This is a genomic window from Pseudomonas knackmussii B13, assembly GCF_000689415.1.
GTDB classification, from domain to species: domain Bacteria; phylum Pseudomonadota; class Gammaproteobacteria; order Pseudomonadales; family Pseudomonadaceae; genus Pseudomonas; species Pseudomonas knackmussii.
The window spans coordinates 3628959-3644818 of record NZ_HG322950.1; the positions used below are offsets into that span (position 1 = coordinate 3628959).

Annotated in this window: 10 protein-coding genes and 1 pseudogene; 4 read left to right on the forward strand and 7 right to left on the reverse strand. The window is 65.8% G+C overall.

Features of this window, described 5'->3' with window-relative positions:
* Positions 1–23 precede the first annotated feature (23 nt).
* Positions 24–1562, forward strand: a complete 1539-nt coding sequence (glpD, locus tag PKB_RS16990; protein WP_043253294.1) for a glycerol-3-phosphate dehydrogenase — start codon at positions 24–26, stop codon at positions 1560–1562.
* A 77-nt stretch (positions 1563–1639) separates the two neighbouring features.
* Positions 1640–1966 (forward strand): GlpM family protein, encoded by a 327-nt coding sequence (locus tag PKB_RS16995; protein ID WP_156958135.1) that lies wholly within the window; start codon positions 1640–1642, stop codon positions 1964–1966.
* Between the two features lies 1 nt (position 1967).
* Here the strand turns inward: PKB_RS16995 and PKB_RS17000 are convergent, their stop codons facing one another.
* The 5 genes and pseudogenes from PKB_RS17000 to PKB_RS17020 form a co-directional block, all read right to left on the reverse strand.
* Positions 1968–3053 (reverse strand): PAS domain-containing protein, encoded by a 1086-nt coding sequence (locus tag PKB_RS17000; RefSeq protein ID WP_043253296.1) that lies wholly within the window; start codon positions 3051–3053, stop codon positions 1968–1970.
* 149 nt (positions 3054–3202) lie between these two features.
* Complete coding sequence (locus PKB_RS17005; RefSeq protein WP_043253297.1) at positions 3203–4159, reverse strand: PDR/VanB family oxidoreductase; 957 nt, start codon at positions 4157–4159, stop codon at positions 3203–3205.
* Positions 4160–4210: 51 nt separating this feature from the next.
* Positions 4211–5332, reverse strand: a complete 1122-nt coding sequence (locus tag PKB_RS17010) for an aromatic ring-hydroxylating oxygenase subunit alpha (RefSeq protein ID WP_043253298.1) — start codon at positions 5330–5332, stop codon at positions 4211–4213.
* Between the two features lie 293 nt (positions 5333–5625).
* A complete protein-coding gene (locus PKB_RS17015) occupies positions 5626–6621 on the reverse strand; it encodes an alpha/beta fold hydrolase (RefSeq protein WP_043253299.1) in 996 nt (331 codons plus the stop codon).
* Positions 6622–6798: 177 nt separating this feature from the next.
* Positions 6799–7779: pseudogene (locus PKB_RS17020) on the reverse strand (5-methyltetrahydropteroyltriglutamate--homocysteine S-methyltransferase); the annotation flags it as partial.
* A gap of 118 nt (positions 7780–7897) precedes the next feature.
* On the opposite strand from PKB_RS17020, the gene metR reads away from it, so the two are divergent.
* Positions 7898–8818, forward strand: a complete 921-nt coding sequence (gene metR, locus PKB_RS17025) for a transcriptional regulator MetR (RefSeq protein ID WP_043253300.1) — start codon at positions 7898–7900, stop codon at positions 8816–8818.
* Positions 8819–8879: 61 nt separating this feature from the next.
* Here the strand turns inward: metR and nfuA are convergent, their stop codons facing one another.
* Entirely contained in the window at positions 8880–9464 is a 585-nt protein-coding gene (gene nfuA, locus PKB_RS17030) for a Fe-S biogenesis protein NfuA (RefSeq protein ID WP_043253301.1), read from the reverse strand.
* A gap of 226 nt (positions 9465–9690) precedes the next feature.
* Complete coding sequence (locus tag PKB_RS17035) at positions 9691–11949, reverse strand: fatty acid cis/trans isomerase (RefSeq protein WP_052355452.1); 2259 nt, start codon at positions 11947–11949, stop codon at positions 9691–9693.
* 205 nt (positions 11950–12154) lie between these two features.
* On the opposite strand from PKB_RS17035, the gene metH reads away from it, so the two are divergent.
* On the forward strand, positions 12155–15847 hold the full coding sequence (gene metH / locus PKB_RS17040) for a methionine synthase (protein ID WP_043253303.1): 3693 nt from the start codon (positions 12155–12157) through the stop codon (positions 15845–15847).
* Positions 15848–15860 lie beyond the last annotated feature (13 nt).

Below are 15860 nucleotides of genomic sequence, written 5' to 3' on the forward strand. Positions count from 1 at the left end.
ATTTTCAGTCAGGAGAAGTCGTCATGAGCCACTCCCACAAGCGCTCCGCTCCCCTGGCTGAGGTCTACGATCTGGCGGTGATCGGCGGCGGCATCAACGGCGCCGGCATCGCGGCGGATGCCGCCGGCCGCGGCCTGTTCGTCTTCCTCTGCGAACAGCACGACTTGGCGAGCCACACCTCCTCCGCCAGCAGCAAGCTGGTCCACGGTGGCCTGCGCTACCTGGAGCACTACGAATTCCGCCTGGTGCGCGAAGCCCTCGCCGAGCGCGAAGTGCTGCTGGCCAAGGCCCCGCACATCGTCCACCCGCTGCGCTTCGTGTTGCCGCACCGGCCGCACCTGCGCCCGGCCTGGATGATTCGCGCCGGGCTGTTCCTCTACGACCACCTGGGCAAGCGCGAGAAGCTGGGCGCCTCGCGCGGACTGCGCTTCGGCCCCGAGAGCCCGCTGCAAAGCGGCATCCGCCGCGGCTTCGAATATGCCGACTGCGCAGTCGACGACGCCCGCCTGGTGGTGCTCAACGCCATGGCCGCCCGCGAGCGCGGCGCCCACGTGCACCCGCGCACCCGCTGCGTCAGCGCACGGCGTAGCAAGGGCCTCTGGCACCTGCACCTGGAGCGCAGCGACGGCAGCCTGCTGTCGATCCGCGCCCGCGCCCTGGTGAATGCCGCCGGACCCTGGGTCGCCAGCTTCCTGCGCGACGAGCTGCACCAGCGCCCGCCCTACGGCATCCGCCTGATCCAGGGCAGCCACCTGGTGGTGCCGCGCCTGTACGAAGGCGACCAGGCCTACATCCTGCAGAACGAGGACCGGCGCATCGTCTTCGTCATCCCCTACCTGCAGCGCTTCACCCTGATCGGCACCACCGACCGCGAATACCTGGGCGATCCGGCGAAAGTCCGCATCACCGAGGAAGAGACGCGCTACCTGCTGGAAGTGGTCAACGAACACTTCAAGCGCCAGCTGCACCGCGAGGACATTCTCTGGAGTTATTCCGGCGTGCGCCCGCTGTGCGATGACGAATCGGACGATCCCTCCGCCGTCACCCGCGACTACACGCTTTCGCTGCAAGGCGCGCCGGGCGAGGCGCCGCTACTTTCGGTGTTCGGCGGCAAGCTGACCACCTACCGCAAGCTCGCCGAAGCGGCGCTGGCGGAACTCGCGCCAAGCTTCCCACGCATGGGCCCAGCCTGGACTGCCCACGCCCCACTGCCGGGCGGCGAGCAGATGGGCACGCCCGAGCGCCTGGCCAATGAAATCGAGCGCGACCACCCTTGGCTGCCGGCCGGCCTGGCACTGCGCTGGGCGCGCAGCTACGGCATGCGCAGCTGGCGGCTACTCGACGGAGTGGAATGCGAAAGCGATCTCGGCGAACACTTGGGCAACGGCCTCTATGCTCGTGAAGTCGACTATCTGTGCCACGAGGAATGGGCCGAGGAAGCCGACGACATCCTCTGGCGGCGCAGCAAGCTGGGGCTGTTCCTCGACGCCGGCGAGCAACAGCGCCTGGGCGAGTACCTGAAGCGCGAGCATCCGCACAAGGCACGCCCACAGGTGGCTTGATGCGCAGGCGGGCGCGTGGATAATGCGCGCCGCCAGCGCCCGGCAGCGGCGCACCCTTAGAGATTCCCGTGGACCTGATACTCAAGGCGACCCTCGGCGCCGGCGTGGTGCTGATCCTCGCCGCGCTGTCGAAGACGCGTAATTACTACATCGCCGGCCTGGTGCCGTTGTTCCCCACCTTCGCCCTGATCGCCCACTACATCGTCGGCAAGAGCCGTTCGCTGGACGACCTGAAGACCACCATCGCCTTCGGCATGTGGTCGATCATCCCCTACTTCGTCTACCTGGCCGCGCTCTACCTGCTGGTCGACCGCCTGCGCCTGGAGCTCTCGCTGGCGCTGGCCGCACTGGCCTGGCTGGTGGCGGCGAGCGTGCTGGTCGGCATCTGGGTGCGCCTGCACTGACTCAGGCGCGGGCGGCCAGCTGGGCCTCGAGTTCGGCAATGCGCGCCTGCAGGCGCTCGCGCTCGGCGCGCACCGGGCCGATGTCTTCGAAGACGCTGATCAGGTGCTCCGGCAGGCCGTCCTGGCGCCGCCGCTGCAGCGAAGTGCGCGCGCGCAGCCAGACATAGCTGCCGTCCTTGCGCCGGCAACGCTTCTCGACCACGTAACGCTCGATCTCGCCGGCCAGCATGCTGCGCAGCAGTAGCAGGTTGCGCTCCAAGTCGTCGGGATGGGTGAGCTGCTGGAAGGTCATGCCGTAGAGCTCGTCGGCGCTGTAACCGAGCAGCTCGCAGAGGCTGCCGTTGACCCGCTGCCAGGTGCCGTCCAGGCCGATGTAGGCCAGCGCGCCCCAGGTCAGCTCGAAGATCGCGCGGAAGCGCTCCTCGCTGTTGCGCAGCTCTTCCTCGGCGGCCATCCGCGCAGTGTTGTCCATGCTGATGCCGACCATCTTCACCGGCCGCCCGGCGCTGTCCTTCACCACACTGGCGCGCGAAGCGATCCAGCGCATCTCGCCGTCGGGCCGGTAGATGCGGAAGTCGTATTCGCAGCCGCTGCCGCTGGCGATGGCCTGGTCGTACATGGCGCGCATGGCGGTCACGTCCTCGGGCGGCAGGTGCTCCCAGAAATCCTGGTTGCGCCTGACCGGCCAGCCATAGACCTCCTCGACGTTCGGCGAGTAGGTGAGTTCGTCGCTGATCAGGTTCCATTCCCAGGTGACGATGCGCGCGCCCTCCTGGGCCAGCTTCATGCGCGCTTCGCTTTCCATGATCTCGGCGGTGTAGCGGCGGCGCACGTCGGTCATCGGCAGCTCGACCGGTGCGGCACCCTGCAGGTCGCGCAGGGCTTCCTCGCCGTAGCGCAGCCAGATCCAGTTGACCTTGAGGAAGGCCGCCAGCTTGCGCAGGTTGTCGTAGTCGATCTCGCCCCCGCGCGTCCACTTGTGCACCGCGGTGCGCGAAATACCCAGCGCGGTACCGACCGCCTGCAGGGTCAGCTTGTGGTGTTCGAGAAGTTCCTTGAGGCGGAAGGCGAAGCTGGTTTCGGTCATGCGCTGTCCTGTCCTGGAGATGCCGAGCCGGCAGTATACACAGCTGTAAACTAGCGGATGACAGGGAACCGGTAGGAGCGAGCTTGCTCGCGAACGGACTCGCTGCGGAGCTGTTCGCGAGCAGGCTCGCCCCTACAAAGAGCCAAACCTTAGAGATCGATCACCAGCCGCGCCGTGCGCGAGCGCGACACGCAGAGCATCAGGCTCTGCTGGGATGCTTTCTCAGCGTCGGACAGGTACTGGTCGAAGTGCTCCGCCTCGCCTTCGAGGATGGCCGTCTCACAGGTGCCGCAAACGCCCTCGCGGCACAGGCACTCCACCTTGGCCGCCTTCACGTTCTCGATGGCCTGGAGGATGGTCATGCCCTCCTCCACCCGCAGCTCGCGACCGGAACGCGCCAGCACCACGGTGAAGGCGGCGCCTTCGGCCGGGGCGGCGGCGAACTGTTCCCAGTGCACGCGCTCATCGGCAATGCCGGCAGCCTTGGCGCCATCGATCACCCCATCGATCAGCGGCTTGGGACCGCACACGTAGAGGTGCGCGCCCTCTTCCAGGCCGGCGAACAGCACCTTGAGGTCGAGCCTGCGATCCAGGCTGTCGATGTAGAAACGCACGTACCTGGCGTGCGGACCGGCTTCCAGGTCGCCCAGGAAAGCGCCGTGTTCCGGGCTGCGGAAGGCGTAGTGCAGCTCGTAGGGCGTGTCGCCGCCTTCCAGGTCGTGCAACTGCGCCAGGAACGGGGTTATGCCGATGCCGCCGGCGATCAGCACGTGGCGCGCCGCGCTCGGGTCCAGGGCGAACAGGTTGTTCGGCGTTGAAATGGTCAGCCGGGTGCCGACTTCCACTTGCTGGTGCATGAAGGCCGAGCCGCCCTTGGACGGCTCCTCCAGGCGCACACCGATCTGGTAGTGACTGAGATTGCGCGGGTCGCTCATCAGCGAGTAGGCGTTGCTGAAGCTGTCGCCCTGCACGATCACGTGGCTGCCGCCGCTGAACGCCGGCAGCGGCTGGCCGTCCTCGCGCACCAGGGTGAAGCGCTTGATCAGGGGAGACGCCTGTTCTATCGCGCTGACCCGGACCTCGAACATCTCGTAGGGATTGCTCATCTTTCACCTCGACCGCAGGGCACCGCTCGTTGAAAGTCAGAAAGGCCGCTTTCAGGCGTCCAGGTGAGCCACAGCGATCAGGTTGTGGAAGTGCGCGATGCCATGCTCGCTGATCCCGCTGCGCTGCTTGTCCACCATGATCCGCCCCTGGCCGCGATAGCCGCGCGACTTCAGGCCCTTCTGCACGCTTTCCACCAGGCGCAGGTCTTCCGGGCGGAAGACGTCGCGGTACCAGTCGATCAGCGCCTGCTGCTCGGGGGTGATGTCCTTGTTCAGGAAGTAGATGTCGTAGTGCTGCAGGGTGGTTTCCGCATCGACCGGGAACTCGTAGATCACGGTCATGAAGTCGCCGCCCGGCGGTGCGTTGAACATGCTGCAAGGCCAGGCCCAGAAGCCCGAGTAGGCAGGGTCGGCGACCGACTCGGCGAGCTTGAACGACTGCTCGGAGGACTTCGCCACGCCATGCTGCAAGGTCCAGTTGCCATGCAGGGTGTGTCCGTACTGGCTGACATCCACCGAGTCGGCGAAGCTCGGGTGCGCCGGCGCGCAGTGGTAGCACTCCAGGTAGTTGTCGACAATGGACTTCCAGTTGGCCGGCGTGCGGGTGACGAAGCGTGCCGCCAGGTGCAGGTCGTCGATCACCGCGCAGGCCTGGCGCATGCGCGCTTCCAGGCCCGGCAACTGCTCTTCGACGCTGCCCGCTTCGGCGTCCATGTTGATGAAGATGAAGCCGGCGTACTCCTCGACGCGCAGCGACACCAGGCCGAAGTCGCCTTTGTCGAAGCCCTGCACCGCGTCGCAGTTGCGCGCGTGGCTCAGCTCGCCGTCGAGCTTGAAGGTCCAGGCATGGTAGGGGCAGGCAATGACGTTCCTGGCCTTGCCGCTGCCTTCGAGCAACTGGTGGCCGCGGTGCGGACAGACGTTGTAGAAGGCACGCAGCACGCCGTCGCGGCCGCGCACGACGATGATGCTTTCGCCGATCACCTCGCGGGTGATGTAGGCGTTGTTCTCCGCCACTTCGCTGCGGTGCGCCACGCAGATCCAGCTGCGGGCGAAGATGGCTTCCTTCTCGTGCTCGAATACCGCCGCGCTCGTGTAGAACTGCGCCGGAATGGTGTACGCCTCTTCGGGGTTGCTGCAGAAATCGGCGGGCAGACGCTGGAAATCGTTCATGAATCAACTCCTCGCTGAGGGGCAGGCCGGCCCCCTTTGTTGTTCTTGTGAGAGATCGATCGACTTCTGGAACCGAGGGCCGCTGTGGTGGAAGTTACGGCCCGATTGTTAACTATCAGATAACGCAAATCCAATGGTTAACAGTCTGCCTGCAACTTTTCCGCGCTGCAAGAGCGCGCAGCAACTGCCGCCAGGCCTACAGATATCCGGACAAGCCCGGTCCGCAACGCCGCAAGGCGCCGGACAGGCTCAGAAGAAGGGGATGCGTGCGGCGATCGACTCGCCCGGCGCGGTCAGAGCTGAGCGACGTGGCCGCTCGCCTGGTGCGCCCGCAGGTAGGGCAACACCGCCGACAGCAGCGGCTCCTTGAAGGCTTCCTGGAAGCGATGCGCCATGCCGGGGATCAGCTTCAGCTCGGAGCCGCGGACATGCGCCGCCACGTGTACGCCGTGCATGACCGGCAGCAGCGGATCGGCGGTGCCGTGGATCACCAGGGTCGGCACGTCCAGGCGGTTGAGCAGATCGACCCGGCTGGGTTCGGCGAGGATCGCCAGCATCTGGCGCTGCACGCCTTCGGGGTTGAAGGCGCGGTCGTAGGACACCGCCGCCTGATGCAGCAGCTGCTGGCGGTCGTCCTTCACCTCCGGGCTGCCGAGCGCGGCAAGCAGGTCGGCCTGCTGCTCCAGGGCCTGTTCGCGGCTGCTCGCTTCACGCCGGGCGAGCAGTTTGAGCAGGCTGTCACTGGGCGCCGGCAGGCCTTCGGCGCCGGAGCTGGTCATCACCAGGGTCAGGCTGGTCACCCGTTGCGGGGCGAGGTCGGCGACATGCTGCGCGATCATCCCGCCCATGCTGGCGCCCAGTACATGAGCGCGCTCGACGTGCAGGGCATCGAGCAGACGCAGCGCGTCCCACGCCATGTCAGTAAGGCTGTAGGGCGCGCTGACCGGCAGGCCGAGGCGGTAGCGGATCACTTCATAGGTGAGATTGGCGCTGGGCGTCGGCACCCGCCAGGCGCTGAGGCCGACGTCGCGGTTGTCGTAGCGGACCACGCGGAACCCCTGCTGGCAGAGCGCCTGCACCACCTCGTCCGGCCAATGGATGAGCTGCCCGCCCAGGCCCATGATCAGCAGCAGTGTCGGGTCCTTGGGCGAACCGATGCTCTGGTAGGCCAGGCGCACGTCGCCCAGGTCCACAGTCTCGGTCGGAACCCGTGGATCGCAACGATCGCTGGCAAAAGCAGAGAGGGGCGCTGAGCATAGAAGTGCCAGCGCCAGCAGAAACGCACGCATGTGAAAATCCGAAATGCAGAATCCCAGTGAAGGCGGATTCTGATGAAATTTCGTACGGCGCTCTGCCACACAACAGTGACACTTTGATGAAAGGCGCTGAGCGGTCGTGACCTTCGGTCAGCTGCGGGCGCTATACCGAGCCCGCAGCCAGCCCCTTATTCACGCTTACGCGGCGCAGGCCGCCAGGCTGGCCAACGCATCGGGATTACTCAGGGCGCGGGTGAGGATGCCCACGTCGCGGCACTTGCGAACGCCGAAGCTCAGCTCCGTATCCACATAATCATCCCTCGAGGGCAGCAGCGAAGCGCCCGATAGCGACGAGGACGGCGCCACCCAGAGACGCTCGCCCAGCCGGTCGTGTGCGTGTTGCAGCACCTCGAACGCCTGGCGCAAGTCACCCGCGCCTTCATTGCGGGCGTCGACCAGACCGAGGGACAGCACCTTGTACGCCGGCAGGCGGTCGAGCACGGCCGGGTACTGATCGGGAGCGCCAACGAGGTCGACATGCAGTCCGTCCACCGGCAGCCCCACGGCGACGCCCAGGTTGTCTTGCAGGCCGCCAAAACAGGCCGCAACCAGCTTCTTCAGAGGGTCGCGCTGCAGCAGGTTGTAGGCGCGCTCGAAGGCGTTTTTCCATGCCTGCGGCAATTCCAACGCCAGGACGGGTTCGTCGATCTGCACCCACTCCACGCCCTGCCCGGCCAGGCGCTGGAAGATCTCGCCGTACACCGGCAGCAGGCGCTCCAGCAGATCGAGCCGGTCAAATCCGGCGTCCTTGCTCTGCCCGAGCCAGAGGTAGCTGATCGGGCCGAGTAGTACCGGCTTGACCTGGTGACCGAGTGCGCGAGCTGCCTCGACCTCCTCGAACAGCGCCTCCCAATCGAGCCGGAAGTGCTGGTCGGCGTCGAATTGCGGAATGGCGTAGTGATGCACGCCATCGAACCAGCGGCCCAAGTCGACGCTCGGCGCAACCTCTCCCGATCGGGATTCGGCAACCACCCCAAAACCCAGGGAATGCGCGAGCACCTGGTCGCCGCCGGCGAAGTCGGCCACCGGCAGCAGGTCGATACCGGCATCCCGCTGCAATTGCCAGCGCGCGGCGAGCTGCTCGCGGTCGTAGCCGAAGCGGGGGAAGCCGAGGGAATGGGCCAGTGCCATGGCGGAAATCTCCAGAAGTGCGAATTGATGCCGCGCATTGTCGACAGCCGCCACCCCATGAGACAAACTCAATCCATTCGCGTTGAAATCAAGTTTTCCTCATGTTGGGTGCAGCGCCATGCTCGAACTTCGTCATCTGAAAACCCTGCACGCCCTGCGGGAAGCCGACAGCCTGGTGGAAGCGGCCGAGCGCCTGCACCTGACCCAGTCCGCCCTCTCCCACCAGTTCAAGGAACTGGAGGACCGCCTCGGGCTGTCGCTGTTCATCCGCAAGACCAAGCCTGTGCGCTTCACCAGCGCCGGCCTGCGCCTGCTGCAGCTGGCCGATTCGGTACTGCCGCAGCTGCGCGCGGCCGAGCGCGACCTGGCTCGCCTGGCCGGGGGCACCGCCGGACGTCTGCACATGGCCATCGAGTGCCACAGCTGCTTCCAGTGGCTGATGCCGACCATCGACCAGTTCCGCGACGCCTGGCCGGAGGTGGAGCTGGACCTGGCCTCGGGCTTCTCCTTCGCCCCGCTGCCGGCGCTGGCGCGCGGCGACCTCGACCTGGTGGTGACCTCGGACCCGGTGGAGATCGCCGGCATCACCTACGTACCGCTGTTCACCTACGAGGCGCTGCTGGCCGTGGACAATCACCACGCACTGGCGGCAAAGCCGTTCATCGTGCCGGATGACCTGGCCAGCCAGACGCTGATCACCTACCCGGTGGAGCGCGATCGCCTGGACGTCTTCACCCGTTTCCTCGAACCGGCCGATGTCGAGCCGGCGCAGGTGCGCACCGCCGAGCTGACCGTGATGATGATGCAGCTGGTGGCTTCCGGCCGTGGCGTCTGCTGCCTGCCGAACTGGGCCTTGCACGAGTACAGCTCGCGCGGTTACGTGACCGCCAAGCGCCTCGGCGAGAAGGGCCTGTACTGCACGCTGTACGCAGCCATCCGCGCAGACATGCTGGACGCGCCCTTCATGCGCGACTTCCTGCTCACCGCCAAGGACACCTCCTTCGCCACCCTAGAAGGGGTCAGCGCGGCCAAGGGCTGAGCGACACGGAAACGAAAAAGGCGGCCCCAGGGCCGCCTTTTTCATGCGTCGCGTACACCTATCAGTAGTAGGCGTTCTCGCGGTTGCTGTGGTCGGTGACGTCACGTACACCGTTCAGCTCCGGGATGCGCTCTTTCAGGGTCTTCTCGACGCCGTCCTTGAGGGTCATCTCGACCGCGCCGCAGCCCTGGCAACCGCCGCCGAAACGCAGCACGGCAATGTTGTCCTCGACCACGTCCACCAGGCTCACCTGGCCGCCGTGGCTGGCCAGACCGGGGTTGATCTCGGTCTGCAGGTAGTAGTTGATGCGCTCGGTGATCGGGCTGTCTTCGTTGACCATCGGCACCTTGGCGTTCGGCGCCTTGATGGTCAGCTGGCCGCCCATGCGGTCGGTCGCGTAGTCGACCACGGCGTCTTCCAGGAAGGGTTCGCTGATGGCGTCGATGTAGGCGGTGAAATCCTTCAGGCCGACCGGGGTGTCTTCCGGCTTCTGCTCGCCCGGCTTGCAGTAGGCGATGCAGGTTTCGGCGTACTGGGTACCGGGCTGAGTGATGAAGATGCGAATGCCGATCCCGGGGGTGTCCTGCTTGGCCAGCAGTTCGGCCAGGTAACCCTGGGCAGCTTCGGTAATGGTGATGGCGCTCATGGCAACTCCTCGCAAACGTGCCGCCAGTGTACGTCATTCGGCCCTGACGGAGAAAGCCCTACTAATTTGGTAGGAATAATTCGCAGTTGGCGTCCGGACACGGGCGCTCCCGGTTTCTGGATCCCCGCGTTCGCGGGGACGACGCAGCGGAAAGCGAATCTTGATCCCGTCACTCCCGCGAACGCGGGAGCCCAAAAGACTGCTGCTCCCGCAGGAGGGGCGGGGATCAGAGGTTCTCGTAGCGGTTCATATCGAGGATGCCCGCCTCCACCGGCTCGAATTCGCGCAGGTAGGCGTCGAGGTCGTGGAAGTAGGTCCAGAACTGCGGGTTGCTGCGGCGGATGCCCCAGTGCTCGACGACCTGCTCGAAGCCCGCCTGGTCCTTCGCCTGCTCCAGCGCGCTGACGAAGTCGCCCGCCTCTTCTGCCTTGAGCGAGAACATGAAGTTCGGATAGCTGGAGAGCACGCCCGGGTAGATCGTCAGGGTATCCAGGCCCGGCTGGTAGCGCAGCGACTCTCCGAGCATGAAGGCAACGTTGCTGTGCGCGCGGTTGCGCAGGACCGTATAGATCTCGCGCTTACCATCAGCCATCTCGACGCGCAGCATGGTCGCCTCAGGCAGGAAATCGATCACCTTGAGCCCCGCCGCCGGCCGGCCGGAAAGGCGGCTGAATGCCTGCTCGGCATCTTGCAGCGGGCGCGACACCTGCGGCCGGTAGCAGGCCCCGCTCTGGCACAGGTTGATCGGGTCGGGACGCGCATTGAGGCTGGCGAAGCGGCTCAGCAGCTGGCTGGCGAAAGCGCCCTTGGCGCCGTGTTCGGGCAAACCTAGATCGCTGGGCGCGTCGTTCTCGACGTTCTGGTAATCCAGCCACATCTTCAGCTTGCCGCTGCTCTGGTACCAGTCGTCGAGCAGCTTGGGCCGCTCCGCCACCGGCATCAGGCGCAGGAAGTTCTGCTCGGCGCCGTTGCGGATCAGGTCGAAGTACAGCCGCGTCTGCGCCTGGTGCGAGACGTTGCCGAAGACGTCGAAGTTGACCACCAGCCCGTAGTAGGTGCGTTCGAGCAGCGGGTAATCCATCCACCACATCGTCTGCGGCACGCCGCCGATCAGGCCCTTGCGCACCGAGGCGCTGTCGTACTGGCGGAAGATCGACAGCAGCGCGTTGTCGTTGCCGCGCCAGATGTCCGCCCAGGTCGGCGCCGGCGCATCCTCGTAGGTGTCCAGGCGCAGCGCCTCGTACTCGTTGCGCTTGTCGCGGTAGGCGGTCCACTGCTGCAGCATCTGGCTCATGTCGTCGATCTGCCCGGGCAGCGCCAGCAGCGGCGTGGCCTTGGCCCGATAGACCGGATCGGTGATGTAGAGGTCGTGGTCCGGGTCCTGGAAGAACGTCCAGAAGTTGTCGCGGATCACGTCGGTGGCGATCTGCCCGCGGCATACCGGCCCGCGGATGAAGGTGCGGACGAAGTACTCGGCGTTATCCAGCATAAACTGGTAGCGCGCCCGCGCCGGGATGGCGGCGAAGGTCTCGAAGGGGTTGGCACGATGCTGCAGGCCGTAGCCGGGCACCTTGTCGGTAGTCCAGTCGCCGCTGAAGAACAGCTCGCGGGTGTGCGCCAGCTTGGCCGGGCTCAGCGGATAGGTGATGTGGGTCTTGTGCACGATCACGCCCTGGATCGGCCACAGGCGGTAGTAGAACTCGACGCCGGGGTCGTCGTTGGGACGGCGCGTCGGGATCGGGTCGATGGGCACGCCGCTGGGCGTGCGTGAGCGCACCAGCTGGAAGAAATGCCCCGGCGCGCCCTTGTCCTGGAAGTACAGGTGGGCGAGGAACAGATGTTCGTAGAGCCAGCGCGACACCAGCGTCTCGCGCGCGCCCCGCTGGTTGAGGAAAGTCTCCCAGGCGTTGACCTGGCGCGCCTCAGCGGCGGACGGCAGCCAGGCCTGCTCGTCGACCGGCGCGCCCTCGGCCAGCCATTTCTTCAGGGTGCCGTACTGCTGGTCGCTCAGCCCGCTGACGGCGAAGGGCATGCCACTGCGCGGATTCTTCGCCACGAAGTCGTCGATGCTGTCCGGCGTCGGGCACTGGTTGCTGCGGTTGATCGACAGGTCGAGGCCGTCGGGGATCTTCGCGTTGGGCACCAGCGGGTGGTTGTGGCCCAGGTCGATCATGCGCGCCATCAGCGCCGCCTGGCCGTTGCGCGCGTCGAGCACCGACCAGAAGTCCTTGCGCCGCCAGGCATCGGCGCCATGGGCGTCGAGGAACAAGCGGGTGGTGTCCTGGGCCTTGGTGCGCGAGCCGTTGTACACCGGCAGCTTGTTGGCGCCGCGCTGGGCGCCTTCGGCGGCGCTGAGGTTCAGCTGGCAAGGCGAGTCGTAGCAGGCATGGCAGGCCACGCACTTGTCGGTGAAGATCGGCTGTATGTCCTTGCTGTAGGAAATGTTCGCGGCACGCGCACCGCCGGCAAGCAGCATGAACGCCATGGTCAACGCAAGGGATGCGCGCAAGGACATGTAGGTCTCCCAACCTCGTGAATGGGCGGATTCTAGCGGGTTGGCGAGGATTTTCGGTCAATGAGCGATGGATTCAACATGAATCGCGCTCATGCAAATCCGCCACAAGCTCAAATCTCTTGCAGCTTTGCTATTATCACCGCCCCTTTGTCACAGCCTTTTCCAGGTAGTTCCCATGAAAGATCGTGCCGCTCGCCAGCAAGCCCTACAGCAAGCTCTGAAGGATCGCATCCTGATCCTCGACGGCGGCATGGGCACCATGATCCAGAGCTACAAGCTGCAGGAAGAGGACTACCGCGGCGCCCGCTTCGCCGACTGGCCGAGCGACGTGAAGGGCAACAACGACCTGCTGCTGCTCACCCGCCCGGACGTCATCCAGTCCATCGAGAAGGCCTACCTGGACGCCGGCGCCGACATCCTCGAGACCAACACCTTCAACGCCACCCGCGTATCCCAGGCGGACTACGACATGGAGGAGCTGGTCTACGAACTGAACGTCGAAGGCGCGCGCCTGGCCCGTGAAGTGGCCGACGCCAAGACCGCCGAGACCCCCGACCGCCCGCGCTTCGTCGCCGGCGTGCTCGGCCCGACCAGCCGCACTTGCTCGATCTCCCCCGACGTCAACGACCCCGGCTTCCGCAACGTCACCTTCGACGAACTGGTGGAAAACTACAGCGAGGCGACCCGCGGCCTGATCGAAGGCGGCGCCGACCTGATCCTGATCGAGACCATCTTCGACACCCTCAACGCCAAGGCAGCGATCTTCGCTGTTCAGGGCGTCTTCGAAGAACTCGGCATCGAACTGCCGATCATGATCTCCGGCACCATCACCGACGCCTCCGGCCGCACCCTGTCGGGCCAGACCACCGAGGCCTTCTGGAACTCGGTGCGCCACGCCAACCCGATCTCCGTGGGCCTGAACTGCGCCCTCGGCGCCAAGGAACTGCGCCCGTACCTGGAAGAGCTGGCGACCAAGGCCGGCACCCACGTCTCCGCGCACCCCAACGCCGGCCTGCCGAACGCCTTCGGCGAGTACGACGAGACCCCGGCGCAGATGGCCGAAGTGGTCGAGGAGTTTGCCGCGTCGGGCTTCCTGAACATCATCGGCGGCTGCTGCGGCACCACGCCCGGGCATATCGAGGCCATCGCCAAGGCCGTCGCCAAGTACGCGCCCCGGGCCATTCCCGAGATTCCCAAGGCCTGCCGCCTGTCGGGCCTCGAGCCGTTCACCATCGACCGCAACTCGCTGTTCGTGAACGTCGGCGAGCGCACCAACATCACCGGTTCCGCCAAGTTCGCCCGACTGATCCGCGAGGAGAACTACGCCGAGGCCCTGGAAGTGGCCCAGCAGCAGGTCGAGGCCGGCGCCCAGGTGATCGACATCAACATGGACGAGGGCATGCTGGACTCGAAGGCGGCCATGGTCACCTTCCTCAACCTCATCGCGTCCGAGCCGGACATCTCCCGCGTGCCGATCATGATCGACTCCTCCAAGTGGGAAGTGATCGAGGCGGGCCTGAAGTGCATCCAGGGCAAGGGCATCGTCAACTCGATCTCCATGAAGGAAGGCGTCGAGCAGTTCAAGCACCACGCCCGCCTGTGCAAGCGCTACGGCGCCGCCGTGGTGGTGATGGCCTTCGACGAAGCCGGCCAGGCCGACACCCAGGCGCGCAAGGAAGAGATCTGCCAGCGCTCCTACGACATCCTGGTCAACGAAGTGGGCTTCCCGCCGGAAGACATCATCTTCGACCCGAACATCTTCGCGGTGGCCACCGGCATCGAGGAGCACAACAACTACGCGGTCGACTTCATCAACGCCTGCGCCTACATCCGCGACAACCTGCCCTACGCGCTGAGCTCGGGCGGGGTGTCCAACGTGTCCTTCTCGTTCCGCGGCAACAACCCGGTGCGCGAAGCGATCCACTCGGTGTTCCTCTACTACGCGATCAAGAACGGCCTGACCATGGGCATCGTCAACGCCGGCCAGCTGGAGATCTACGACGAGATCCCGCAGGAGCTGCGCGACAAGGTCGAGGACGTGGTGCTCAACCGCAGCCCGGACGCCACCGAGGCGCTGCTGGCCATCGCCGACAAGTACAAGGGCGGCGGCGCGACCAAAGAAGTGGAAGACGAGGAATGGCGCAGCCATAGCGTCGAGAAGCGCCTGGAACACGCCCTGGTAAAAGGCATCACCACCTACATCGTCGAAGACACCGAGGAGTGCCGGCAGAAGTGCGCGCGCCCCATCGAGGTCATCGAAGGCCCGCTGATGAGCGGCATGAACGTGGTCGGCGACCTGTTCGGCGCCGGCAAGATGTTCCTCCCGCAGGTGGTGAAATCCGCTCGCGTGATGAAGCAGGCCGTGGCCCACCTGATCCCGTTCATCGAAGCGGAAAAGGGCGACAAACCGGAGGCCAAGGGCAAGATCCTCATGGCCACCGTGAAGGGCGACGTGCACGACATCGGCAAGAACATCGTCGGCGTGGTGCTCGGCTGCAACGGCTACGACATCGTCGACCTCGGCGTGATGGTGCCGGCGGAGAAGATCCTGCAGACCGCGCGCGAGCAGAAGTGCGACATCATCGGCCTGTCCGGCCTGATCACCCCGTCGCTGGACGAGATGGTCCACGTCGCCAAGGAAATGCAGCGCCAGGGCTTCCACCTGCCGCTGATGATCGGCGGCGCGACCACCTCCAAGGCGCACACCGCGGTGAAGATCGACCCGCAGTACAGCAACGACGCCGTTGTCTACGTCACCGACGCCTCGCGCGCCGTGGGCGTGGCCACCACCCTGCTGTCCAAGGAAATGAAGCCCGAGTACGCCCGCAAGCTGCGCGAGGAGTACGCCGAAGTCCGCGAGCGCACCGCCAACCGCAGTGCCCGCACCGAGCGCCTGAGCTACGCCCAGGCCATCGCCGCCAAGCCGAAGTTCGACTGGGCCGGCTACCAGCCGCCGGTGCCCTCCTTCACCGGCACCAAGGTGCTGGAAGACATCGACCTCAACGTGCTGGTCGACTACATCGACTGGACTCCCTTCTTCATTTCCTGGGACCTGGCCGGCAAGTACCCGCGCATCCTCACCGACGAAGTCGTGGGCGAAGCGGCTACCACGCTGTTCAACGACGCCCAGGCGATGCTGAAGAAGCTGATCGACGAGAAGCTGATTCGCGCCAAGGCCGTGTTCGGCTTCTGGCCGGCCAACCAGGTCGAGCATGACGACCTGGAGGTCTACGGCACGGACGGTCACAAGCTGGCCACCCTGCACCACCTGCGCCAGCAAACCATCAAGACCGACGGCAAGCCGAACTTCTGCCTGGCCGACTTCGTCGCGCCCAAGGACAGCGGTGTGAAGGACTACGTCGGCGGCTTCATCACGACCGCCGGCATCGGCGCCGAGGAAGTCGCCAAGGCCTACGAGGCCAAGGGCGACGACTACAACGCGATCATGGTCAAGGCCCTCGCCGACCGCCTCGCTGAAGCCTGTGCCGAATGGCTGCACGAGCGCGTGCGCAAGGACTACTGGGGCTACGCCCGCGACGAGCACCTGGACAACGAGGCGCGGATCAAGGAGCAGTACGTCGGCATCCGCCCGGCCCCCGGCTACCCGGCCTGCCCGGACCACACCGAGAAAGGCACCCTGTTCAAGCTGCTCGACCCCAAGGGCACCTCCGGCGTGACCCTGACCGAGCACTACGCCATGTTCCCCGCCGCCGCCGTCAGCGGCTGGTACTTCGCCCATCCGCAGGCGCAGTACTTCGCCGTCGGCAAGGTCGACAAGGACCAGATCGAAAGCTACAGCGCGCGCAAGGGCCAGGAAGTGACCAGCAGCGAGCGCTGGCTGTCGCCGAACCTGGGCTACGACGCCTGATCCCCATTAGCAG